The following is a 22,821-nucleotide window of genomic DNA, read 5'->3' as shown; positions in this document are numbered from 1 at the left end:
CGGTTCGGTATTCGGTTGTCCAACTCTCAGAGGCCGGCGCCCTGTTGGCCTACTGTCCGCGCTGACGTGCCCGCCGGGCTGGTCGCGGGCTCTCGGCCGGTGCGGCCAGATGTCCGCCGGCCAGCTGCCCCAAGGCCCGCAACAGGACCGTCCGGTCGCCCTCGGGGAGGGCTTTCAGTGCCCTCTCGTGGACGCGGTCCACGATCTTCTGGCTCTGCTCGGCGACTCGTGCGCCCTCCTCGGTGACCGCGATGATCCGCGCCCTCCGGTCCCGGCTCGAGGGGCGCCGCTCGGCGAGGCCGGCCTCCTCCAGCGCGTCCACCGTGACCACCATCGTGGTCTTGTCCATGTCCCCGATCTCGGCGATCTGGGCCTGGGTGCGCTCCTCCTCCAGGGCGTGGACCAGTACGCAGTGCATGCGCGGCGTCAACCCGATCTCGGCGAGCGCCGCCGACATCTGGGTGCGCAGGACATGGCTCGTGTGGTCCAGCAGGTACGACAGGTCCGGCTCTGTGCGCTTGGGTGCCATGGCGGTCATATAGCCAGGGTAGCAATCCGGTCCGTAGCGGATTATTGGGAAGCGGACGTTTGGGGGCGGTGCCCGCGCGGCACGCAGCAGGTACGTGCCGCGCGGGCCTCGGTCAGCTGCCGACGTAGGCCGCGAGGTGCTCGCCGGTGAGGGTGGAGCGGGCGGTGACGAGGTCGGCAGGTGTGCCCTCGAAGACGATCCGGCCGCCGTCGTGGCCGGCGCCTGGGCCGAGGTCGATGATCCAGTCGGCATGCGCCATGACCGCCTGGTGGTGCTCGATCACGATGACCGACTTGCCGGAGTCGACGAGCCGGTCGAGCAGGCCGAGCAGCTGCTCGACGTCGGCGAGGTGCAGGCCGGCGGTCGGCTCGTCGAGGACGTAGACGCCGCCCTTCTCGGCCATGTGGGTCGCCAGCTTGAGCCGCTGCCGCTCGCCGCCGGACAGCGTGGTGAGCGGCTGGCCCAGGGTGAGGTAGCCGAGACCGACGTCGGCGAGCCGGTCGAGGATGCGGTGCGCGGCCGGCGTACGCGCCTCGCCGGCGCCGAAGAACTCCTCGGCTTCGGTCACCGACATCGCGAGCACCTCGCTGATGTCGCGGCCGCCGAGGTGGTATTCCAGGACCGATGCCTGGAACCGCTTCCCCTCGCACTCCTCGCAGGTGGTGGCGACGCCGGCCATCATCGCCAGGTCGGTGTAGACGACGCCGGCGCCGTTGCAGGTGGGGCAGGCGCCCTCGGAGTTGGCGCTGAACAGCGCCGGCTTCACGCCGTTGGCCTTCGCGAACGCCTTGCGGATCGGGTCCAGCAGTCCGGTGTACGTCGCCGGGTTGCTCCGTCGCGAGCCGCGGATCGCGCCCTGGTCGACCGACACCACACCCTCGCCGGCGGCCCCCGACTGTTGATGCAGCGACCCGTGGATGAGGGAGCTCTTGCCGGAGCCGGCGACGCCGGTGACGACGGCGAGCACTCCGAGCGGGATGTCCACGTCGACGCCCTGCAGGTTGTGCGTCTCCGCGCCGCGGATCGGAAGCCGGCCGGTGGGCGTCCGCACCGTCTCCTTGAGAGAGGCCCGGTCGTCGAAATGGCGGCCGGTGACAGTGCCGCCGACCCGCAGTCCCTCGACGGTGCCCTCGAAGCAGACGGTGCCGCCCGCCGTACCTGCGCCGGGGCCGAGGTCGACGATGTGGTCGGCGATCGCGATCACCTCCGGCTTGTGCTCCACGACGAGCACCGTGTTGCCCTTGTCCCGCAGCCGCAGCAGCAGGTCGTTCATCCGCTGGATGTCATGGGGGTGCAGGCCGATGGTGGGCTCGTCGAAGACGTAGGTGACGTCGGTGAGCGAGGAGCCGAGGTGGCGGATCATCTTGACGCGCTGTGCCTCGCCGCCCGAGAGCGTGCCCGACGGCCGCTCCAGCGAGAGGTAGCCCAGCCCGATCTCCACGAACGAGTCGAGGGTATGCAGCAGCTTGGCGAGCAACGGCGCCACCGACGGGTCGTCGAGGCCGCGGACCCACTCGGCCAGGTCCCTGATCTCCATCGCGCAGGCGTCGGCGATGCTGATCCCCTCGATCTTCGACGACCGGGCCCCCTCGCTGAGGCGGGTGCCGTCGCACTCGGGGCAGGTGGTGAACGTCATCGCCCGCTCCACGAACGCGCGGATGTGCGGCTGCAGCGCGTCGATGTCCTTGGACAGGAACGACTTCTGGATCTTCGGGATCAGACCCTCGTACGTCAGGTTGATGCCCTCGACCTTGATCTTGGTCGGCTCCTTGTGGAGGAGGTCGTGCAGTTCCTTCTTGGTGAACTTGCGGATCGGCTTGTCCGGGTCGAAGAAGCCGCAGCCGCTGAAGATGCGGCCGTACCAGCCGTCCATGCTGTAGCCGGGGATCGTGAGCGCACCCTCGTTGAGCGACTTGCTGTCGTCGTAGAGCTGGGTGAGGTCGATGTCGGAGACCGTGCCCCGGCCTTCGCAGCGCGTACACATACCGCCGGTGCGGGAGTAGGTCGCCTTCACCGCCTTCTTGGTACCGCGCTCGACCGTGATCGCACCGCTTGCCCGGACCGAGGCGGTGTTGAAGGAGTACGCGCTGGGCGGGCCGATGTGCGGCTTCCCGAGCCGGCTGAAGAGGATGCGCAGCATTGCGTTGGCGTCGGTGGCGGTGCCGACCGTGGAGCGGGGGTCGGCGCCCATCCGCTGCTGGTCGACGATGATCGCGGTCGTCAGCCCGTCGAGTACGTCGACCTCGGGCCGTGCCAGCGTCGGCATGAAGCCCTGTACGAAGGCGCTGTAGGTCTCGTTGATCAGCCGCTGCGACTCCGCGGCGATCGTGTTGAACACCAGGGAGCTCTTGCCCGAGCCGGAGACGCCGGTGAACACGGTCAGCCGGCGCTTCGGGATCTCGATGCTGACGTCCTTGAGGTTGTTCTCGCGTGCGCCGTGCACGCGGATCAGATCGTGGCTGTCGGCAGCGTGCAGCGCAGGCGACTGCGTATCCGTCCTCGTGGCCATGCTCATCGTGTCTCCATCTGTTGGGCGGGGCCGCCTTCGCGGTCTCCGTCGGCGTCGCCTGGCTCAGCTCGATCTAACCAAGCTTCGAGCAGTACGTCTGGTTCTCCTTCGCTTCGGCCCGTGGAGCCTCTGGGCCCCGGCCACGCGGGGCCCGCCGAGGCACTGGCCACCCGGACATCTCAGTCGTGGGTGAGCCGATGCTCGGTGTCGCGACGACGCTGAGAAGGGGGACCACCGGGGCCACCTGCATGGCGGTCACGCTAGCTGCGGCTCGAGGGCCGGCGCTTCTCGAATCCTGACCGGTCTGGTCTGGTCACTGCGCCGTGTCATCAGGTAGCCGTGCGGCGACTCCCATAGGCGCGCCGGAACTCACGGCCGAGGTGCCCGGCCGAGATGTGCGCGCCGCGGGCGAGCGCGTCGACGTTCAGCGGCTGACCCATCACCTGAGGTTTCCCGTCACGATCCCTTGGGCTTGTGGGCGAGGAAGAAGCCTTGTCGGCCTTGCCGGGGCTTCTCGCTCTCGTCGGGTTCGCGGATCATCTGGGCGTCCATGACGAGGCCGGCCTTGCTCATCAGGTCAGCGATGTGATCAGGGGACATCCAGTAGACATCGAGCGACAGCTCGTGGCCGTATGCCTGGTCCAGGTGCCGACGCTGGTCCCCGACCTTGAACGCCAGGAGCATGTGGCCGCCTGGGGCCAGCACCCGGTGACATTCCGCGAACACGGTCGGCAGCAGCTCTGGTGGGGTGTGGACGGTTGAGTACCAGGCGACGATGCCGCCGAGACTGTCTTCTTCCAGGTCCAGAGCGGTCATCGATCCCTCTTCGAACCGAAGACCCGGGTGCGTCCGGCGGGCGACCGCGATCATCTCGGGGGAGAGGTCGATGCCGAATGCGTCCACTCCAAGTGAGTGGAGGTGGGCCGTGATGCGGCCAGGGCCGCATCCGAGCTCTGCGACTGGCCCGATGCCCGGTGCCTGCACGAGTTCGGAGAACGCCGCGAGCATGGCGCGGTCCAGCGGTTTGGCGTTCAGCTCGTCGCGGAGAAGGCTCTCGTAGTCGACGGCAACGGTGTCGTAGGCCGTCCGTGTGGCGTGCAGGTAGGTGGCTTCGGTCATGGTCCATGACCGTAGCCCCGTGCCTCGACGCCAGGCCCGAGATTGACAGAAACGCGTTCGAGGAGCCGCGCGGCACACTTTTGCAAGCACTTGCTTGCAAAAGTTAGCGCGGTTGAGGCACCATCGAGACATGGCATCACTCAACGTCGGCAATCTCGGCGAGTACCTGCGCGAGCAGCGGCGCACTGCGCAGCTGTCGTTGCGGCAGCTCGCGGAGGCCGCAGGGGTGTCCAATCCGTATCTGAGCCAGATCGAACGCGGGTTGCGCAAGCCGAGTGCCGAGGTGCTGCAGCAGGTCGCGAAGGCGCTGCGGATCTCCGCCGAGACGCTGTACGTGCGGGCCGGGATCCTCGACGCCGAGCGGGACCGGGACGAGGTGGAGACGCGTGCGGTGATCCTCGCCGATCCGTCCCTCAACGAACGTCAGAAGCAGGTGCTCCTGCAGATCTACGAGTCCTTCCGCAAGGAGAACGGGACCGGGACCGACGTCGTTACGGATGCGGTTACGGATGTCGTCACGGATGCCATCCAGGACACCGTCGCCAAAAGCGGCGGGGCCGGCGAGCCCAGCGCGGCCAGTGGCAGCGATGCCGACCAGCACGACCAGCACGACCACAAACCCTCGAGCTGAAGTGATCCGGGAGGACCACAGTCATGGCCATCACCGACGACCTGCGTAAGACCCTGAAGGACCCGACGCCGCTGTACTTCGCCGCAGGGACCGCCGACCTGGCGTACCAGCAGGCCAAGAAGGTGCCGTCGCTCGTCGAGCAGCTGCGCGCCGAGGCCCCGGCCCGTATCGACGCGGTGCGCGGCACCGACCCGAAGGCCGTCCAGGACAAGGCCGCCGCCCGCGCCAAGGAGGTGCAGGAGACCATCCAGGCCAAGGTTACGGAGGTGCTCGGCACCATCGACACCGACCTCAAGAAGCTGGGCGAGTCCGCTCAGGACCTGGCCCTGCGCGGCGTCGGCGTGGCCGCCGAGTACGCGGTCAAGGCGCGTGAGACGTACGAGAAGGTCGCCGAGCACGGCGAGCAGGCCGTCCGGACCTGGCGCGGCGAGGCGGCCGAGGAGATCTCGGAGCTTGCCGTGACCGTCGAGCCGGAGTCGAAGCCGTCCTCGTCGTCGGCCTCGTCGCCCAAGACCGCCGCGGCCCCTGCCAAGAAGACCACCACCACCGCGGCGAAGAAGGCTCCGGCCAAGAAGACCACCACCACCACGACCACGACCACGGCGAAGAAGACCACCCCGCCCGCCAAGTGACCGGTCACCCGGGGAGTCCGGGAGACGGGTCGGGCAGAGACGGGAGTCGTTGTCGCGGGAACGAGCCGGGCACTTGCGGAGTGCCCGGCTCGTTCCTCGGGTAGCGGGTACGGTGGCCGCATAGACACGAGCCGGAAATCGGGTGGTGGACGCAGTGCTGATGCAGGGGTTCGCGGGGTTCATGTGGCTGCTGAGCGTGGCCCTGATCCTCTTCAGCGGCTTCGCTCTGATCGACGCCGCCATCCGGCGCGAGGACGCGTATCGTGCCGCTGACAAGCAGAGCAAGCCGTTCTGGCTGATCATCCTGGGGATCGCCTTCGTGGTGAACCTGCTCTTCCCCATCCTGTCGTTCCTGCCCGTCATCGGCCTCATCGCGACCATCGTGTACATGGTCGACGTGCGGCCCGCGGTCCGGTCGATCACGGGTGGCGGCGGCCGTCGCGGCTCGAGCAGCGACGGTCCGTACGGGCCCTACAACGGCGGACGGTAGGGGTCAGTAGGGCCCTGCGGATCCACCAGGGCCCCTGCGGGCTTTACCGCCCGCGGCCTCGGCCGCGGTCCCGGTCCAGCAGCAGGACCGCCACGTCGTCCGTCAGATCCCCGCCGTTGAGGTCGCGGACCTCGTTGACCGCTGCCTCCAGCAGCTCCTCGCCCTTAAGGCCCGCGGCGAGCTGGCGGCGGACCAGCTCCACCATGCCGTCCTGGCCCAGCCGTTGGTTGCCCTGGCCGATACGGCCCTCTATCAGGCCGTCCGTGTAGAGCATCAGGCTCCAGGCGGCGCCCAGTTCCACCTGCCGGCGCGGCCAGCGGGCGCGTTCGAGCAGGCCGAGGGCCGGGCCGCTGTTCTCCTCCGGCGCCAGGAGTTCGGCGCGGCCTCCCTGGCGGGCGATCAGCGGAGACGGGTGTCCGGCCAGGCACAGGCCGGCGCGCCGCTCGTCGGGGGCGATGTCCACCGTGCACAGCGTCGCGAAGATCTCGTCGTCCGCGCGCTCGTGCTCCAGCACCTGCTGAAGTGTCGACAGCAGCTCGTCGCCGCACAGCCCGGCCAGGGTCAGCGCCCGCCAGGCGATGCGCAGTTCGACGCCGAGTGCCGCGGCGTCGGGGCCGTGCCCGCAGACGTCGCCGATCATGGCGTGCACCGTGCCGTCCGGGGTGCGGACCGTGTCGTAGAAGTCGCCGCCGAGCAGGGCGCGTGAACGGCCGGGGCGGTAGCTGGCGGCGAACCGCAGCGACGAGCCGCCCAGCAGCGGCGTCGGCAGCAGACCCCGCTCCAGGCGGGCGTTCTCCTGGGCCCGCAGCCGGGACTCGGTCAGCTTGCGCTGGGCTATGTCGGCGCGCTTGCGCTCCACCGCGTACCGGATGGCGCGCATGAGGAGTTGTCCGTCCAGTTCGTCCCGGAACAGGTAGTCCTGGGCACCCACACGCACGGCTTCCGTGCCGCGCTCGGCGTCACCGGACGCGGTGAGCGCGAGTACGGCGTGCCGGGGTGCGAGCCGCAGCACGTGCCTGAGTGTCGCGAGCTCCTCGGTGTCCGGACGGGGACCGTTGCCCGAACCGTGCCCGGAACCGCTGCCCGAACCGCTCCCCGAACCGTTCCCGGGACCGCTCCCGGATCCGGACCTGGTGCCGCCGGCCGCACCCTGGGACGCCGTGCCGCCGCCGGGTGCGGGCAGCGCGAGGTCGAGAAGGATGCAGTTGACGTCGTCCGTGAGCAGCCGCTCGGCCTCGGTGAGGTTGCGGGCGGTGCGGACGCGGACGGGCTTGCCGGCGGAGTCGAGCAGCTCGGGAAGGCTCAGCGAACCGGCCGGATCGTCCTCGATGACCAGGAGCGTGATCCCGGTGTTGCCGCCGGAACCACTGCTGTGAGCCACGTCGTGACGATCGTTGTCACGACCGCTGTCGCCGTCACCGGCGTGATCGCCGTCACGGCCGCGACCGTCGTCGGTGCGCCTGCCGCCGTCTGCGGCGTCGCCGGTCCGCGGCGTCGCCGGTTCCGTTCGGGGGCGAGGCACGCCGTGCGTGGGCTCGGCCTGAGCCTGACCACTCTCCACGGCCGGGATGCCTCTCTGCCGCGGTATGGGTACGGGCATGGTTGTGGATTCCTTCCCTCCCCCCGAGGGCACGGTGGAACGAATACCTTCGCCCCCACCGACCGGGACCATAGCGGTAGCCCCCGCGGTAACGGAATGGCGAGCTGCAAACAGCCGCTGGCATATGCCGCATTCAGTAGCGCATTTGGGCACGCCAAGCCTCACTGTGGATGACGAACATCACGCCGTAGAGGTTGAGCGGATGCCTGAACGTGCCGCGGGTCACGTGCAGTACGTCACGTGCCGCGCCTCACGCAAGGCTCACTTATCGGGACGTACCACCCCGAGGATCGCCATCGAGCCGGCGCCCGCGATGGTCACCGTACGCCCCGGGCGCGGCGCGTGCACGATCGCCCCGTCGCCTATGTACATCCCGACGTGGCTGGCGTCGTCGTGATAAATGATCAGGTCGCCCGGCCGCATGTCCTCGATGTCGATGTGCGGGAGCTGCTTCCACTGCTCCTGCGAGGTGCGCGGAATGCCGCGCCCGGCGGCCGCCCATGCCTGTGAGGTCAGCCCCGAGCAGTCGTACGACTTCGGGCCCTCGGCGCCCCACTCGTACGGCTTGCCTATCTGGGCGGTCGCGTACTTGACGGCCTTCTTGCCCTGGGTCGACGCCTTGCCGTCGATCTCCTTGAGGATTCCGGAGCTCAGCCAGGCGGCCTGGTTCTCGTACGCGGTCTCCTGCTCCAGCTCCAGCAGCCGCTCGCGCTCCTTCTTCTCGAGCTTGGCCTCGAGCTTCTCGGCCTGGGCGATCCGGCTCTTGATCTTCTTCTTCGCCGCCGCCTTGGCCTTGCGGTTGGCCTCGAGCTTCTGCCACTGGGTCGAGGCGTCCTTCGCGTAGGCCTGCAGGTCCTCCTGGGTCCTGGTCAGCTCGGCGAGCAGCCCCTTGGTCGCCTGCGCGCCCTGGCGCACCCGGCCGGCACCGTCCAGGAACAGCTGCGGGTCGTCGCTGAGCATCAGCTGCGCCTCGGACGGAAGACCGCCGCTGCGGTACTGCGCCCTCGCCGCTGCGCCCACGCGCTCCTTCAACTCGTCGAGTCTCTCCTGGCCCTTGACGATGCGGCGGGCCAGCTTGACGATCTCGTCCGATTGCTTGCCGGCCTTCTCCTCGGCCGCGTTGTACTCGTCCGTCGCGACCGCCGCCTCGTGATAGAGCCGGTCCAGTTCCTCGCGGACCTTTTCAAGGTCCTTGTCGCCGGAGGCCGTCGGCGTCGGCGTCGGTGTCGGCTTCGCCGGATTCGCGTACGAACTCGCGTACGCCGCTCCCGAGGCCGCCAGTACGGTCACCGCGCAGACCAGCGCCACGGCCGCCGAGGTCAAGCCCGCCTTCCCGGTCTTCCCGATCACGTCTCAGCCCCCCAAAGCTGATTTACCGTCAGTAACCTACGGACGCCTTCGGGATGGTGCCACGGCCGGGCTCAATACGACAGAGCCGGACGGGAATTCCGATCCCCCACCGCCTCGTGTGACGAACGGGCCTCGTAGATCGTTCCCGGCCGCCGAAGGCAAGGTGCCGCCGACGGCAAGGCGTCCTGCGCGCCGGTCAGGACGACGTACGCGGCGCCAAGGCGTCCCAGCTGACGGTCACTTCGCCCTGCCGCCACCGCGAGACCCCGTCCACCACCGGCCAGTCCGCCGCGAGGTCGCGTACCGCCCTGATCCACCGCTGGCGCGCGCCGTACGACGCGTAGGGCGCCGCGGCGGCCCACGCCTGGTCGAAGTCGCGCAGGAACGCGTGCACGGGTTCGCCGGGCACGTTCCGGTGGATCAGTACCTTCGGCAGCCGCTCGGCGAGGTCGGACGGCCGGTCCAGGGAGCCGAGCCGGGTCGCGAACGTCACCGTGCGCGGCCCTGACGTGTCGAGCGCGACCCACACGTGCCGCCGCCCGATCTCGTCGCACGTGCCCTCGACCAGCAGCCCGCCCGCGAAGCCGCTCGCGGGATCCGGCGGCGCGAGCCGCGCGCACAGCCGCTCCCAGACGGCGGCGACCTGGTCCTCGTCGTACTGGCGTAGCACGTTCGCCGCGCGGATGAGGGCGGGGCGCTCGGGCAGCGGGATCTCGAAGCCGCCGTGGCGGAAGCGCAGCCCCTCGCGTTCGTACGGCTTCGCGGCCTCCACCCGTGCCGGTTCGATCTCGATGCCGACCACGCGCGCGTGGGGCACGACAGTGCGCAGCCGCTGCAGCAGCTCGACCGCGGTCCAGGGAGCGGCGCCATAGCCGAGGTCGACGGCGACGGAGTCGGCCGCGCGGCGCAGCTGACGGCCGTGGACGGCGGCGATCCAGCGGTCCATGCGGCGCAGCCGGTTCGGGTTGGTGGTCCCGCGTGTCACCGTTCCCACGGGCCGGGACGGGGTGCGGGAAGCCATGCGTACGAGGGTATGGGGCGGGCGCCCTCCCGCCGGCCGCGTTGCCGAAGGCCGTTCGCCCGCGTGACCTGCGCCGATGGCGTCCCGATGCCGCCTGGGCCGACCACGCGCGTGTGACCCGTCTCACCGGGCACCCGGGTCGCACCTGAGGCTGCCGCCGGGTCACGCCCCGATCCCGCCGCGGCAATCTTTCGGCAAAGGAGACCGGGAATCTTTCGGCAAAGGCGAACGGAGAGGAATGGGAGGAGGCCCCTCCGGTGTTGCGGCTCTTGGAGGCCGTAGCACGTCCTCCGCACAGCCGTGCCCGCATTGCCCGCATATCGCGCTGCCAGCCCGCAGCAAGGAGGACCGCCACGTGAGCCAGTACGTGACCAGGTTCGGGCGCCGTTCCCCGGCGGCCCCCTCCCGGCTCCGACTGCCCGGCACACATCGGCGCCCGCGGCGGGTCGCCATGCTCAGCGTGCACACGTCCCCGCTGCACCAGCCCGGCACGGGCGACGCGGGCGGTATGAACGTCTACATCGTGGAGCTCGCCAAGCGGCTGGCCGCGATCAACGTCGAGGTGGAGATCTTCACGCGCGCCACGACGGGCGGGCTCCCGCCCACCGTCGAGCTGGCGCCCGGCGTCCTCGTGCGGCACGTGGACGCCGGCCCCTACGAGGGCCTCGCCAAGGAGGACCTGCCGGCCCAGCTGTGCGCGTTCACGCACGGCGTGATGCAGGCCTGGGCCGGGCACCGCCCCGGCTACTACGACCTCGTGCACTCGCACTATTGGCTGAGCGGCCACGTCGGCTGGCTCGCCGCCGAGCGCTGGGGCGTCCCCCTCGTCCACGCCATGCACACCATGGCGAAGGTCAAGAACGCCTCGCTCGCCGAGGGCGACACCCCGGAGCCGGCCGCCCGCGTGATCGGCGAGACCCAGGTCGTACGCGCCGCGGATCGCCTGATCGCCAACACGGCGGGGGAGGCCGAGGAACTCGTACGCCACTACGAAGCCGATCCCGGCAAGGTCGCCGTCGTCCACCCGGGCGTGAACCTCGACCTCTTCCGACCGGCCGACGGACGTGCCGAGGCCCGCGCCCGCCTCGGCCTCCCGCTGGACGCCCTGATCCCGCTCTTCGCCGGCCGCATACAGCCCCTCAAGGCGCCCGACGTGCTGCTGCGTGCCGTCGCCGTGCTGCTCGACGAGCGGCCCGAACTGCGCTCGCGGATCGTCGTGCCGGTGGTGGGCGGTCCCAGCGGCAGCGGGCTCGCCAAGCCCGAGCGGCTGCAGAAGCTCGCCGCGCGGCTGGGCATCGCGGACGTGGTGCGCTTCCGGCCGCCGGTGGCCCAGGACCAGCTCGCGGACTGGTTCCGGGCCGCGTCGCTGCTCGTCATGCCGTCGTACAGCGAATCGTTTGGCCTCGTGGCGATCGAGGCCGAGGCGACCGGTACGCCCGTCCTCGCGGCCGCGGTCGGCGGGCTGCCCGTGGCCGTACGCAACGGAGTGACCGGATTCCTCGTGGACGGCCACGAACCGGCCGACTACGCGCGCGTGCTGCGGGACTTCGCCGACGATCCCGGGCTCTCGCCCCGGATGGGCGCGGCAGCGGCCCGGCACGCCGAGTCCTTCGGCTGGGACGCGGCGGCGTCGGCCACGGCGGACGTCTACACCGCTGCGATGTACGACCACCGCCGTCGCGTACGCTCGCTCCATGGCTGACGTACGGCAGGCGGCGCAGGTCATCGAGTCCGCGCTCAAGGACGCAGAGCTGGAGTGGGAGAGCCCCGAACCCGGCTCGTACGTGGTCAAACTGCCCGGTACGCGCAAGTTGTCGACGACCGTCTCGCTGCTCGTCGGCAGGCACTCGCTCTCGCTGAACGCGTTCGTGATCCGGCATCCCGACGAGAACGAGGCCAGGGTGCACCGCTGGCTGCTGGAGCGCAACCTCAAGCTCTACGGCGTGAGTTACGCCGTCGATCCGCTCGGCGACATCTACCTGGTCGGCAAGCTGCCGCTGGCCGCCGTCACGCCCGAGGAGGTGGACCGCCTCCTCGGCTCGGTCCTGGAGGCTGCCGACGGCAGCTTCAACACGCTCCTCGAGCTCGGTTTCGCGTCGGCGATCCGCAAGGAGTACGCGTGGCGGGTGTCGCGCGGCGAGTCGACGCGAAACCTCGACGCGTTCGCGCATCTGACGCAGCGTCCGGCGGACTGAGCCCGCCTGCCGCCTGCCGCCTGCCGCCCCTGCCGCCTGCCGCCTGCCGCCCGCCGCCCTCCGCCCTCCGCCCTCCGCCCTCCGCCCCGGCGTTCAGGCGGTGCGCTGACCTGCGTCAGGCGGCGCTGACCTCAGGCTTGCTGACCTCCGGCTTCTCGAGCCTGCCCGCGGCAGGTGACGGGGCGTCCGCGGTACCCTCGTCCGCCGTCGGCTCGTCTGCGGTCGGCTCGTCCGTCGCCGGCAGCCCCCGCATCAGCACCCAGTACCCCACCGCCGCCGCCGTGCCGATCACCGCGCAGCTGCCCCACAGCCACTCCGCGCCGAACCGGTCGATCACGAAGCCGGACATCAGCGGGGCCACCAGGGCCGCCACCGACCAGGACAGCGTGTACATGCCCTGGTAGCGGCCGCGGCCGTGCACCGGGGACAGCCGGACCACAAGTCCCGTCTGCGTGGGCGCGTTGACGATCTCGGCGAGCGTCCACACGCACACCGTCAGGGCGAAGACACCGACCGACCCGGCGAACGCGGTGAGCCCGAAGCCGTATCCCGCCACGAGCGACGAGACGATCAACAGCTGTTGCGGGTCGCGGTGTTCGATGAAGCGGGTGACCGGGATCTGCAGGACGACGATCAGCACGCCGTTGACAGCGATCGCCATGCCGTAGTCGGCCGGGGTGAACCCCGCCCCGCCCATCGCGACCGGAAGCCCCACCGAACCCTGCTGGAAGATCAGCGCGATGAGGAAGGACAGCCCCACGACGCCCATGAACCGGCCGTCGCGCAGCACCGTGCCGAGCCCCACCTCCGGCTCGTCCGCCTTCTGCGCGGCCGTCCGCTCCGGCCTCGACTCCGGCAGCTTGGCGAAGACCACGACCGCACACACCAGCGTCATCGCGCCCTCGACCAGGAAGCCCGCGAGATAGCTGAACTCCGCGATGAAGCCGGCGCCCATCGACGAGACCGCGAACCCCAGGTTGATCGCCCAGTAGTTGAGCGAGAAGGCGCGCACCCGGTCCTCAGGCCGCACGATGTCCGCCATCATCGCCTGTACGGCGGGCCGTGAGGCGTTCGACGCCATGCCGACGAGGAACGCGACGGCCGCGATCGCCATCGGATCGCGCATGAAGCCGAGCAGCGCGACGCTGAGGGCCGTCGACGTCTGGGCAATGAGCAGGGTCGGGCGCCGCCCCAGCCGGTCCGTCATCACGCCCGCACCAAGCGAGGAGATCACGCCGCCGAGGCCGTGCAGCGAGGCGACGAGTCCGGCGTACGAGGCCGAGTACCCGCGGTCGAGCGTGAGGTACAGCGCCATGAAGGTGGCGACGAACGCCCCGAGCCGGTTGACCAGCGTGCTGGTCCACAGCCACCAGAAGGCGCGGGGAAGCCCGGCCACGCTGTCCCTTGCGGCCCGTCTCAGTGCGGTGAGTCCGGTGGCGGCTCCGGCGGCAGGCATGGCGTCCCCCTGAACGATCGATGTAAGTAGCGGCGGCTCGAAACGCAACTTACAAAGAGGGAACTCTCGGCCGCCATCGAATTGACGGCAGCCGTCAATCGAGACACCGATCGAACCGGACAGCCGTGTCGATTACGCTCAGGGGCATGGCCGACGCACCGTACAAGCTGATCCTCCTCCGCCACGGCGAGAGCGAATGGAACGCGAAGAACCTGTTCACCGGCTGGGTGGACGTCAACCTCAACGAGAAGGGCGAGAAGGAGGCAGTCCGCGGCGGTGAGCTGCTCAAGGACGCCGGCCTGCTGCCCGACGTGGTCCACACCTCGCTCCAGAAGCGCGCGATCCGCACCGCGCAGCTGGCGCTCGAGGCCGCCGACCGCCACTGGATCCCCGTCCACCGCAGCTGGCGCCTGAACGAGCGCCACTACGGCGCCCTGCAGGGCAAGGACAAGGCGGCGACCCTCGCCGAGTTCGGCGAGGAGCAGTTCATGCTCTGGCGCCGCTCCTACGACACCCCGCCGCCGCCCCTCGAGGACAGCAGCGAGTTCTCGCAGAGCGACGACCCGCGCTACGCCTCCATCCCGCCGGAGCTGCGCCCGCGCACCGAGTGCCTCAAGGACGTCGTCATCCGCATGCTGCCGTACTGGTACGACGGCATCGTCCCGGACCTCCTCAACGGCAAGACCGTCCTTGTCGCCGCCCACGGCAACAGCCTCCGCGCCCTGGTCAAGCACCTCGACGGCATCTCGGACGAGGACATCGCGGGCCTGAACATCCCGACGGGCATCCCGCTCTCCTACGAACTCGACGCCGACTTCAAGCCGCTCAACCCGGGCGGCACGTACCTCGACCCCGATGCGGCCGCGGCCGCGATCGAGGCGGTCAAGAACCAGGGCAAGAAGAAGTAGGTTTCGTGATCACGCCCCCGACCTGCGCTTATGTCGCAGATCGGGGGCGTTTTCATGCGGTGGGCCCTCCCTGGGCCCTCAGGAGCCCGACATGACTCGTTGCCGCCCGGGACGCCCGGGGTGCCCTGGTTGACGGACTGGGCGCCGGACGTGGTCAGGCCGGAGGCGCCGCCGCGCAGCACCCAGACGTTGCCGGTGTGCGTGGCGGAGCCGATGGACTCGAAGACGGCGCCGATGGCCAGATCCGGGTAGCCGTCCCCGGTGACATCGCCGGCGGTGAGCGCGCCACCGAGGGAGTCGTCGGACTCGTCCGACCCCGGCACGCCTTCGGTGTCCTGGTGGAAGACGCGGCTGCGGGTGGTGTCGATGCCCTCCGCGCCGCCGTAGAACACGGTGACGTAGCCGCCGCGCGCGGTCTGGTCGGTGACGGAGATGAAGTCGTTGCCGATGACGAGGTCGTCGTGGCCGTCGAGGTCGAAGTCGGCCACGGTGGCCGCGCCCGCGTACCCCGTGCCCACCTCGGTCTGCAGCGTGGGACCGGCCGAGGAGCCCAGGTAGACCAGGTTGCCCTGGGCGGACAGCACCACCAGGTCGGCCACCTGGTCGTTGTTGAAGTCACCGGCGGCCAGCTCGTGCGCGCCGTGCACACGGAAGCCTGGAGTTCGATGCCGTCCGCGTCCATGTCGTCAGGATCGGGAAAGCCCGTCTATGACGGAAGCGCGTACCGATAGGGGTCGCACCCTGACATCGGAGCCGGCGGAGACGTGTGTGCTGCGCGCTGTGTGCGAGCCCGCGGGGCGCGCCGTTGTGTGACAGGTAGTGGGGCGGCGCGCGTGTGCGCCGTTGATGCGCCTGCCCCGGTGGGCTTCCAATGGGCTAGGAGGCGACGTCCCGAGGCCGTACGCCCGTACGCACGTGCGCCTTCGAGGAGGGAACCCCATGGCCGAGTCCCCCAAGACCGACTACACCCCCGAGCCGCCCGCCGAGATGCCCTCGGTGCCCGATCTGCCGAAGCTCGTGCTCATCGGCGCCTGCGGCTGCGGCGCCGGCTGCGGTTGCGGCTGCCAGTCCGGTGCGCCGTGCCGGTGCGGTGGGTGATACCGCGGTACGGCGGGTCGTACCGCGGTCCTGGACCTGGCTGACCTGACCGGCGTCTCCGGGCGTTCGGCGGCCCGGAACAGGGTGCAGACATCGGCGCCCCACGGGACGTGAACGTGTCCCGTGGGGCGCCGCCGACTGTCGGAGGCGGTCAGGCGCCTTCGACCGCGCCCGTCTCCACCGGACCCGTCGGGGGCTGCAGCTCGTCCGCGTACTCGCCCGTCACCAGGTACACGACCCGCTTCGCGACCGACACGGCGTGGTCCGCGAAGCGCTCGTAGTAGCGGCCGAGCAGCGTCACGTCGACCGCCGTCTCGATGCCGTGCTTCCAGCGCTCGTCCATCAGGTGCTGGAAGAGCGTGCGGTGCAGCAGGTCCATCTCGTCGTCGTCCGCCTCCAGCTGCAGCGCCAGGTCGACGTCCTTGGTGATGACGACCTCGGCGGCCTTCGCCATCAGGCGCTGCGCCAGCTGCCCCATCTCCAGGATGGTCGCGTGCAGGTCGTTCGGGACCGCGCGCTCCGGGAAGCGCAGCCGGGCCAGCTTGGCCACGTGCTGGGCCAGGTCGCCCGAGCGCTCCAGGTCGGCGCTCATACGGAGCGAGGTGACGACTATCCGCAGGTCCGTCGCGACCGGCTGCTGACGGGCGAGCAGGGCGATGGCCCGGGCCTCCAGGTCGTGCTGCAGGTCGTCGACCTTCTGGTCGCCTGCGATCACGCTCTCCGCCAGCTTCAGGTCGGCGTCGAGAATGGCCGTGGTGGCGCGCCCGATCGCCGACCCGACCAGGCGGGCCATCTCGACCAGGTCCTCGCCGATCGAGTCAAGTTCCTCGTGGTACGCGTCCCGCATGTGGCTGTCCCTCTCTCCGTCTTCGTCGGGGCTCCGGGGCTCCGGGGTCGGGGGCTGTGAACCCCACGCTGCCACGTTCCGGGCCGTACGCGTCCGTTTCCGGCAGACCAAATGAACCGCCCCTGTCTCCTCGGTGAACTCTGGGCGACGAGTGTTCGAGCGGGCACTCCGATGGCTGTGGGCCGTGGTCACGGCACGCATAACCTGGAGACATGGACGTGAACGCGGCGGTTGCCGCAGCGGCAGCGATCGCCGGCGTGTGCACCGGTGTCATCGCCATGCTGGCGTTCCGCTGGAGCGAGCGCGAGCAGAAGCGTCCCACCCGCACCTCCCTGCACACCGATCCCGTGCTGCCCCCCGGCGTCGACACGGTGCTGTCCGTCCTGCGCTCCTCCGCCGTCGTCCTCGACGAGGCGGACAGCGTGGTCAAGGCCAGCTCCGCCGCGTACGCCCTCGGCCTGGTGCGTGGCGGGAAGCTGGCCGTTGAGCCGATGCTGCAGATGGCCCGCGACACCCGGCGGGACGGCGAGATACGGCAGGTCGAGCTTGACCTGCCCCGGCGCGGCACCGGCCGCGGCGAGGCCCTCGCCGTCTCCGCCCGCGTGGCCCCGCTCGGCTCGCGCCTGGTGCTGCTGCTGGTCGAGGACCTCACCGAGGCCCGGCGCATCGAGGCGGTACGCCGCGACTTCGTCGCCAACGTCAGCCACGAGCTCAAGACCCCGACCGGCGCCCTCTCCCTCCTCTCCGAGGCCGTCATGGACGCGTCCGACGACCCGGAGGCGGTGGAACGGTTCGCCGGACGCATGCAGGTGGAGGCCACCCGGCTGACCAACCTGGTCCAGGAGCTCATCGACCTCTCCCGGGTGCAGAACGACGACCCGCTGGAGGACGCCGAACCCGTACGCGTCGACGAACTCGTCGCCGAGGCCATGGACCGCTGCCGCCACCAGGCGGGCACCAAGCAGATCACCATGGCCTCGGGCGGCACCGCCGACCTGCACGTGTGGGGCAACCGCGGCCAGCTCGCCGCGGCACTCGGCAACCTCGTCGAGAACGCCGTGAACTACAGTCCGGCCCGTACCCGCGTGGGCATAGCCGCGCGCCGGGTCGCCGCGCCCGGCGGGGACCTCATCGAACTCTCCGTCACCGACCAGGGAATCGGTATCTCCGACAAGGACAAGGAGCGCGTCTTCGAGCGCTTCTACCGCGTCGACCCGGCCCGATCCCGTGCCACGGGCGGCACGGGCCTGGGCCTGGCCATCGTCAAGCACGTGGCCGCCTCGCACGGCGGGGAGGTCACGGTGTGGAGCTCCGAGGGACAGGGCTCCACTTTCACCCTGCGGCTTCCGGAGGCGGGCTCCGCCCGCGACCGCTCGAGCCACCGGCCCGGCCTCGACGACGAGGACGAGAACGGGCAGCCCGTCGAGACCGCCATCTCATCCCCGTACGCACACGAACCGCTTTCTGCCCCGGAGGTCCTTCCGTGACCCGAGTGCTCGTCGTCGAGGACGAGGAGTCCTTCTCCGACGCCCTGTCGTACATGCTCCGCAAGGAGGGCTTCGAGGTCGCCATCGCGACCACCGGGCCCGACGGACTCGACGAGTTCGAGCGCAACGGCGCCGACCTCGTCCTGCTCGACCTGATGCTGCCGGGCCTCCCCGGCACGGAGGTCTGCCGCCAGCTCCGCGGCCGCTCCAACGTCCCGGTGATCATGGTGACCGCCAAGGACAGCGAGATCGACAAGGTCGTCGGACTGGAGATAGGAGCCGACGACTACGTCACCAAGCCCTTCTCCTCGCGCGAACTGGTCGCCCGTATCCGTGCCGTCCTGCGCCGCCGTGGCGAGCCGGAGGAGGTCACCCCGGCCGCCCTGGAGGCGGGCCCGGTCCGCATGGACGTCGACCGCCACGTGGTCACCGTCTCCGGCTCCAAGGTCGACCTCCCGCTCAAGGAGTTCGACCTGCTCGAGATGCTCCTGCGCAACGCGGGCCGCGTCCTTACGCGCATGCAGCTCATCGACCGCGTCTGGGGCGCCGACTACGTGGGCGACACCAAGACCCTCGACGTCCACGTCAAGCGCCTGCGCGCCAAGATCGAGCCGGACCCGGGGGCGCCGCGCTACCTGGTGACGGTCCGCGGCCTGGGCTACAAGTTCGAGCCGTAGACCGCGTTGTGGGCACCCGTTCCTCCCCCAGTGCCTTAAGGGCCTGGGAGGTACCCCCACGGCGGAACGGGTGGGCACAACCCACGACGTACGGTGCCCGTACGTAGGCTCAACACGTGAGGGGCGCCCCGGAGATCCGGGGCGCCCCTCACGTCGTACGTCTCAGTGGCCGGAGGAGTGCGAGGCGCTGGACGACGCCTCGTCCGAGGCCCCCGTCCCGGTCTCCGCACCCGTCCCGGCCTCCGCACTCGACCCGGCCGCCGCCTCGCCCGAGCCGGCCTTGGTCGGCGACGCGGTGGGCGACGGCGTACCAGCGGTAGGGCTCGGCTTCTCGCTCGGTCCCCACTCGGTGAAGAAGTGCTCGGCAGGCACGACGAACGCCCGCAGCTTGACGTCGCCGGTCTCGCTGAAGGTGAAGGCCACCTGCTGCGCGTTGCCGTCCTGGACGGCCTCACGGCTGCTCGGCAGCACGGCCGACGCGTTGCCCTTGCCGCCGAGGATGACCGAGCCGCCGGCCGGGATGGTCAGCGGTCCCGAGCCCTTGGCGGGCTTGATCTCGGCCTTCTTGTTGGTGCCGACGACCGTGATCGACTCGAGCGTCTGGGCTGTCGTGCCGTTGTTGAAGAGGGTCCCGGTGACCACCGCCGGACCCGTCGACTGCAGATCCGGCTGCGTGATGATCGTGGCGTTCTGGATCTTGATGTCACCAACGGCGGTCGCGGCGTTGTCCGGCTTGACCTCCAGCGTCTGGGCGTTGTTGCCGGCGGCGCACGCGGAGAGGGCGCTGATCGACAACACGACGGCAGCGGCGGCGAGGACACCGCGACGAAGGCTGGGGATACCCCCGGACGGAGTGAGGGGGAGGCTCACGGCGCGGCAACTCCTTGGACGTGGCTGGTACGACGGTGCGGGCGGCCGTAAAGCCGCCCTAAGGGTTGTTCAGCGGGCTCAGATTACCGAGCCGCTCCCGCGCCGCCGCACCCGACCCGCCCCTACACCCTCGGCAGGCTGCACTTCCCCACAGGCCACCTCTGTCACTCGACTGTCCGTACGATGCGCATGAGCGCTTCTGCTGTTCTCGGTCTCATGCGCTCTCATACCGATCAGCATTCACATAAGCCTGGTCAGTGCCATCTGTACCGTCGGCACCCGCTTGCGGATTTCCGGTAAGGAATGCATGGCGGTCCGGAGAATTGATCACCGAGCCGTGTGATCAATTCCGGATTCGTGTCGCACGTGGCCTCAGTCACCGAACGGACTAGCGGAACTCGACCGTCGAGAATCCGGCAAAACGGGACGTTCGACCACTTGGGGAGGGCTCCGGATGCGTGTAACGTGCGCGTTTCGCTCTGGCCGAACAGTACCTCCGACCTGCGAATACCCGCTTCCGGTAGGGCTCCGCAGCACGTCCATGTTGTTGTTGTCAAGCCCCGAGATATGCCCTGACCTGCGAAAACGCCATTCAGAACCGGCGGTTCTCGTGTTACCCTGGATAGCCACGGAAGGGGTACCTGTCACATGACGTTCAAGGTTGGCGACACCGTGGTCTATCCCCATCACGGGGCCGCGCTGATCGAGGCCATCGAAACTCGCCAGATCAAAGGCGTGGACAAGACCTACTTGGTGCTGAAGGTCGCCCAGGGCGACCTGACGGTGCGTGTGCCAGCGGACAATGCGGAGTTCGTCGGCGTGCGTGATGTGGTCGGTCAGGACGGGCTGGACCGGGTCTTCGAGGTGCTGCGCGCGCCGTATGCCGAGGAGCCCACTAACTGGTCCCGTCGTTACAAAGCAAATCTCGAGAAGCTCGCCTCTGGCGATGTCATCAAGGTCGCCGAAGTGGTGCGTGACCTGTGGCGTCGTGAGCGCGAGCGTGGACTCTCCGCCGGTGAGAAGCGCATGCTCGCCAAGGCCCGGCAGATCCTGGTGAGTGAGCTCGCCCTCGCGGAGAACACGAACGAGGACAAGGCCGAGGCTCTGCTCGACGAGGTTCTCGCGTCCTGAGCGTCCTGGCGCACGTTGCTCCGACGCCCTGCCCGGCGCAGTGAAATGCCGCGGTGCCCGCTGACCCTGAAGGTCGCCGGGCGCTGCGGCATGTCTTCTTCGCTTTCCGACTCCCGATACCCGACCCGCATCGATTCGGCGATCGGTTCGGCGCTCGAACCGACACCGGCTCGTACGGCTCGGGATGTGAAGCGTGCCGGGCCCGGACAGCCGACTCGACCAGATGTCACGGAAGGGTCCGGTCGAGACGTCGTACCCGGCACTTCCCCAGCCTTCGGCCGGGGGCACCCGCAGGGGCCATACCCAAGTCGGCCGAGCATACAAACCTGAACGGAACCGATGTCTGACGTTTCGCGCCCGCCCACGGGCGGTCAGTCCCGCACCGCCGGCCAGGCCCGCACCGCGGCGGTGATCCCCGCCGCCGGCCGCGGAGTGCGCCTCGGGCCCGGCGCCCCCAAGGCGCTGCGTGCCCTCAACGGCACGCCCATGCTCATCCACGCCGTACGCGCCATGGCCGCGTCGCGCGCCGTGTCGCTCGTCGTGGTCGTGGCCCCGCCCGACGGCGCCGCCGAGGTCAAGAGCCTGCTCGCCTCACACGCGCTGCCCGACTGGACGGACTTCCTGGTCGTCACCGGCGGCGACACCCGCCAGGAGTCCGTGAAACTCGGCCTCGACGCGCTGCCTCCCGGCATCGACATCGTGCTCGTGCACGACGCGGCGCGTCCGCTCGTGCCCGTGGACACGGTCGACGGGGTCATCGAAGCCGTACGCGCCGGCGCCCCCGCCGTCGTCCCGGCGCTGCCCCTCGCCGACACCGTCAAGCAGGTCGAGCCTGGCGAGAAGGGAGAGCCGGAACCCGTCGTCGCCACGCCCGAGCGGGCCCGGCTGCGCGCCGTGCAGACCCCGCAGGGCTTCGACCGCGCCACCCTCGTACGCGCCCACGAGACCGTCGTGCTCAGCGGTGAGGGCGCGACCGACGACGCCGGCATGGTGGAACAGCTCGGTGAGCCCGTGGTGGTCGTGCCCGGACACGAGGAGGCCTTCAAGGTCACCCGTCCACTGGACCTCGTCCTCGCCGAGGCGGTCCTGGCGCGCAGGAGGGCCAACGATGGCTTCTGAGACCGCTGTTTCTGCTGCTTCTGTTTCCGGGATTCCGCTGCCGCGGGTCGGCATCGGCACCGACGTGCACGCCTTCGAGCAGGGGCGTGAGCTGTGGTGCGCGGGGCTGCTCTGGGAGGAGCCGGACAGCGGCGGGTACGGGCTCGCCGGGCACTCCGACGGCGACGTGGCCGCGCACGCCGCGTGCGACGCCCTGTTCTCCGCGGCCGGGATCGGCGACCTCGGCGCCCACTTCGGCACGTCGCGGCCCGAGTGGGCCGGGGCTTCCGGGACGACGCTGCTCGCCGAGGCCGCGCGGATCGTACGGGCCGAAGGGTTCGAGATCGGCAACATCGCCGTCCAGGTCATCGGCGTCCGGCCGAAGATCGGCAAGCGGCGGGACGAGGCGCAGAAGGCTCTGAGCGAGGCGGCCGGGGCGCCCGTCGCCGTCTCCGGTACGACGACGGACGGGCTCGGGCTGACGGGGCGTGGGGAGGGGCTTGCGGCGATCGCCACGGCGGTGGTGGTTCGGCGGGGGTGACGCGGGCTTCGCGCTGGGTTTTCGACCTCCTGCCCGTGGTCGGTGCGTCACCTGTCGGTGGGTGGGTCGGGGCCGCGCCGGGATGACCGTCGTCCCACTCCGGGAGGGGTGACGCGCACGCCGGAGGGAGCAATGCCGGGGCACGGCGGTGCGGTGGCGGAGTATCGGGTACCCGTACGAACTCATACAGCCGTCAACCAATAGAGAGGCCACCATGTCCGTCGAACTGCCCGACAAGCTCAAGGCGCTTCTCGACAGCCCGATCTTCGTCGTCGTAGCCACCGTCCAGCCCGACGGCAGTCCCCACGCGTCGCCGGTCTGGGTCAAGCGGGACGGCAACGACGTGCTGTTCTCCACCACCGTGGACCGCCGCAAGCCGAAGAACCTCCGGCACGACCCGCGCGCCGGCGTCGTCGTGGTGCCCCCCGACTCCCCGTACACCTACGCGGAGATCCGCGGCACCGCCGAGATGACCACCGAGGGCGGACAGGAACTCATCGACGAGCTGTCGCTGAAGTACACGGGCAAGACGTACGCAGAGTTCAACCCGGCCGCGGCGCAGGACGCCGAGCGTCTCGTCGTACGGATCACCCCTCGCAAGATCGTCGGAACCCTCTGACACCCCAGGCGGC

At 70.1% G+C, this 22,821-nt stretch carries 23 protein-coding genes and 1 pseudogene; 13 read left to right on the top strand and 11 right to left on the bottom strand.

Features of this window, described 5'->3' with window-relative positions; all coding sequences use genetic code 11:
• Positions 1–49: 49 nt before the first annotated feature.
• The 4 genes and pseudogenes from ABT009_RS35570 to ABT009_RS35555 form a co-directional block, all read right to left on the bottom strand.
• Positions 50–538, bottom strand: a complete 489-nt coding sequence (locus tag ABT009_RS35570) for a MarR family winged helix-turn-helix transcriptional regulator (protein WP_351304696.1) — start codon at positions 536–538, stop codon at positions 50–52.
• A gap of 103 nt (positions 539–641) precedes the next feature.
• The gene (locus tag ABT009_RS35565) at positions 642–3,044 is read right to left on the bottom strand and encodes an ATP-binding cassette domain-containing protein (RefSeq protein WP_351304693.1); all 2,403 of its coding nucleotides are present in this window, start codon (positions 3,042–3,044) and stop codon (positions 642–644) included.
• A 303-nt stretch (positions 3,045–3,347) separates the two neighbouring features.
• Positions 3,348–3,478: pseudogene (locus ABT009_RS35560) on the bottom strand (helix-turn-helix transcriptional regulator); the annotation flags it as partial.
• Between the two features lie 16 nt (positions 3,479–3,494).
• Positions 3,495–4,157 (bottom strand): class I SAM-dependent methyltransferase, encoded by a 663-nt coding sequence (locus ABT009_RS35555; RefSeq protein WP_351304690.1) that lies wholly within the window; start codon positions 4,155–4,157, stop codon positions 3,495–3,497.
• A gap of 130 nt (positions 4,158–4,287) precedes the next feature.
• On the opposite strand from ABT009_RS35555, the gene ABT009_RS35550 reads away from it, so the two are divergent.
• From ABT009_RS35550 to ABT009_RS35540, 3 genes are all read left to right on the top strand, one after another.
• Positions 4,288–4,788: a helix-turn-helix domain-containing protein gene (locus ABT009_RS35550; protein WP_351304687.1), complete on the top strand. Its 501-nt coding sequence runs from the start codon at positions 4,288–4,290 to the stop codon at positions 4,786–4,788.
• Positions 4,789–4,811: 23 nt separating this feature from the next.
• A complete protein-coding gene (locus tag ABT009_RS35545) occupies positions 4,812–5,420 on the top strand; it encodes a hypothetical protein (RefSeq protein ID WP_351304684.1) in 609 nt (202 codons plus the stop codon).
• A gap of 160 nt (positions 5,421–5,580) precedes the next feature.
• Positions 5,581–5,910 (top strand): DUF2516 family protein, encoded by a 330-nt coding sequence (locus ABT009_RS35540; RefSeq protein WP_351304891.1) that lies wholly within the window; start codon positions 5,581–5,583, stop codon positions 5,908–5,910.
• 43 nt (positions 5,911–5,953) lie between these two features.
• Here ABT009_RS35540 and ABT009_RS35535 read toward each other — a convergent pair whose 3' ends face one another.
• The 3 genes from ABT009_RS35535 to ABT009_RS35525 all read right to left on the bottom strand — a co-directional run bounded on the left by ABT009_RS35535 (position 5,954) and on the right by ABT009_RS35525 (position 9,881).
• Positions 5,954–7,510, bottom strand: a complete 1,557-nt coding sequence (locus tag ABT009_RS35535) for a PP2C family protein-serine/threonine phosphatase (RefSeq protein ID WP_351304681.1) — start codon at positions 7,508–7,510, stop codon at positions 5,954–5,956.
• Between the two features lie 261 nt (positions 7,511–7,771).
• On the bottom strand, positions 7,772–8,860 hold the full coding sequence (locus tag ABT009_RS35530; RefSeq protein ID WP_502990026.1) for a C40 family peptidase: 1,089 nt from the start codon (positions 8,858–8,860) through the stop codon (positions 7,772–7,774).
• A gap of 196 nt (positions 8,861–9,056) precedes the next feature.
• On the bottom strand, positions 9,057–9,881 hold the full coding sequence (locus tag ABT009_RS35525) for a class I SAM-dependent methyltransferase (RefSeq protein WP_351304678.1): 825 nt from the start codon (positions 9,879–9,881) through the stop codon (positions 9,057–9,059).
• Between the two features lie 355 nt (positions 9,882–10,236).
• Here ABT009_RS35525 and mshA point away from each other — a divergent pair, with 355 nt between their 5' ends.
• Both mshA and ABT009_RS35515 read left to right on the top strand, forming a co-directional pair.
• On the top strand, positions 10,237–11,583 hold the full coding sequence (mshA, locus tag ABT009_RS35520; protein WP_351304675.1) for a D-inositol-3-phosphate glycosyltransferase: 1,347 nt from the start codon (positions 10,237–10,239) through the stop codon (positions 11,581–11,583).
• Entirely contained in the window at positions 11,576–12,076 is a 501-nt protein-coding gene (locus tag ABT009_RS35515) for a type III secretion system chaperone family protein (RefSeq protein ID WP_351304673.1), read from the top strand. The genes mshA and ABT009_RS35515 overlap by 8 nt, the downstream gene beginning before the upstream one ends.
• 115 nt (positions 12,077–12,191) lie before the next feature.
• Here ABT009_RS35515 and ABT009_RS35510 read toward each other — a convergent pair whose 3' ends face one another.
• Positions 12,192–13,532 carry an MDR family MFS transporter gene (locus ABT009_RS35510; RefSeq protein ID WP_351304670.1) on the bottom strand — a complete coding sequence of 447 codons (1,341 nt, stop codon included), beginning with the start codon at positions 13,530–13,532 and terminating at the stop codon, positions 12,192–12,194.
• A gap of 146 nt (positions 13,533–13,678) precedes the next feature.
• On the opposite strand from ABT009_RS35510, the gene ABT009_RS35505 reads away from it, so the two are divergent.
• Positions 13,679–14,440 (top strand): phosphoglyceromutase, encoded by a 762-nt coding sequence (locus tag ABT009_RS35505; RefSeq protein WP_351304667.1) that lies wholly within the window; start codon positions 13,679–13,681, stop codon positions 14,438–14,440.
• On the opposite strand, the gene ABT009_RS35500 is transcribed toward ABT009_RS35505, so the two are convergent.
• Positions 14,329–15,087 carry an FG-GAP and VCBS repeat-containing protein gene (locus ABT009_RS35500; protein WP_351304665.1) on the bottom strand — a complete coding sequence of 253 codons (759 nt, stop codon included), beginning with the start codon at positions 15,085–15,087 and terminating at the stop codon, positions 14,329–14,331. The two genes, ABT009_RS35505 and ABT009_RS35500, sit on opposite strands and share 112 nt — an antisense overlap.
• A gap of 292 nt (positions 15,088–15,379) precedes the next feature.
• On the opposite strand from ABT009_RS35500, the gene ABT009_RS35495 reads away from it, so the two are divergent.
• Complete coding sequence (locus ABT009_RS35495) at positions 15,380–15,538, top strand: hypothetical protein (protein WP_351304662.1); 159 nt, start codon at positions 15,380–15,382, stop codon at positions 15,536–15,538.
• Positions 15,539–15,689: 151 nt separating this feature from the next.
• Here the strand turns inward: ABT009_RS35495 and phoU are convergent, their stop codons facing one another.
• Positions 15,690–16,385: a phosphate signaling complex protein PhoU gene (gene phoU, locus ABT009_RS35490; RefSeq protein WP_351304660.1), complete on the bottom strand. Its 696-nt coding sequence runs from the start codon at positions 16,383–16,385 to the stop codon at positions 15,690–15,692.
• Positions 16,386–16,597: 212 nt separating this feature from the next.
• On the opposite strand from phoU, the gene phoR reads away from it, so the two are divergent.
• Together phoR and phoP are read left to right on the top strand one after the other, a co-directional pair.
• On the top strand, positions 16,598–17,872 hold the full coding sequence (phoR, locus tag ABT009_RS35485) for a two-component system sensor histidine kinase PhoR (protein ID WP_351304657.1): 1,275 nt from the start codon (positions 16,598–16,600) through the stop codon (positions 17,870–17,872).
• A 5-nt stretch (positions 17,873–17,877) separates the two neighbouring features.
• Entirely contained in the window at positions 17,878–18,549 is a 672-nt protein-coding gene (phoP, locus tag ABT009_RS35480; protein WP_010985401.1) for a two-component system response regulator PhoP, read from the top strand.
• Positions 18,550–18,711: 162 nt separating this feature from the next.
• On the opposite strand, the gene ABT009_RS35475 is transcribed toward phoP, so the two are convergent.
• On the bottom strand, positions 18,712–19,419 hold the full coding sequence (locus ABT009_RS35475) for a copper chaperone PCu(A)C domain-containing protein (protein ID WP_351304654.1): 708 nt from the start codon (positions 19,417–19,419) through the stop codon (positions 18,712–18,714).
• A gap of 648 nt (positions 19,420–20,067) precedes the next feature.
• On the opposite strand from ABT009_RS35475, the gene ABT009_RS35470 reads away from it, so the two are divergent.
• From ABT009_RS35470 to ABT009_RS35455, 4 genes are all read left to right on the top strand, one after another.
• Entirely contained in the window at positions 20,068–20,550 is a 483-nt protein-coding gene (locus tag ABT009_RS35470; protein WP_003953493.1) for a CarD family transcriptional regulator, read from the top strand.
• Positions 20,551–20,889: 339 nt separating this feature from the next.
• Positions 20,890–21,669, top strand: coding sequence for a 2-C-methyl-D-erythritol 4-phosphate cytidylyltransferase (gene ispD, locus ABT009_RS35465; protein ID WP_351304651.1), 780 nt, complete (start codon positions 20,890–20,892; stop codon positions 21,667–21,669).
• Entirely contained in the window at positions 21,659–22,189 is a 531-nt protein-coding gene (gene ispF, locus ABT009_RS35460) for a 2-C-methyl-D-erythritol 2,4-cyclodiphosphate synthase (RefSeq protein ID WP_351304648.1), read from the top strand. The genes ispD and ispF overlap by 11 nt, the downstream gene beginning before the upstream one ends.
• Before the next feature lie 214 nt (positions 22,190–22,403).
• The gene (locus ABT009_RS35455) at positions 22,404–22,808 is read left to right on the top strand and encodes a PPOX class F420-dependent oxidoreductase (protein WP_351304645.1); all 405 of its coding nucleotides are present in this window, start codon (positions 22,404–22,406) and stop codon (positions 22,806–22,808) included.
• Positions 22,809–22,821: the final 13 nt, after the last annotated feature.

The organism is Streptomyces sp. NPDC002896 (genome assembly GCF_040295225.1).
GTDB lineage: Bacteria > Actinomycetota > Actinomycetes > Streptomycetales > Streptomycetaceae > Streptomyces.
The sequence above is the reverse complement of the archived record's forward strand: the minus strand, read 5'-3'. Positions and strand labels throughout refer to the sequence as shown.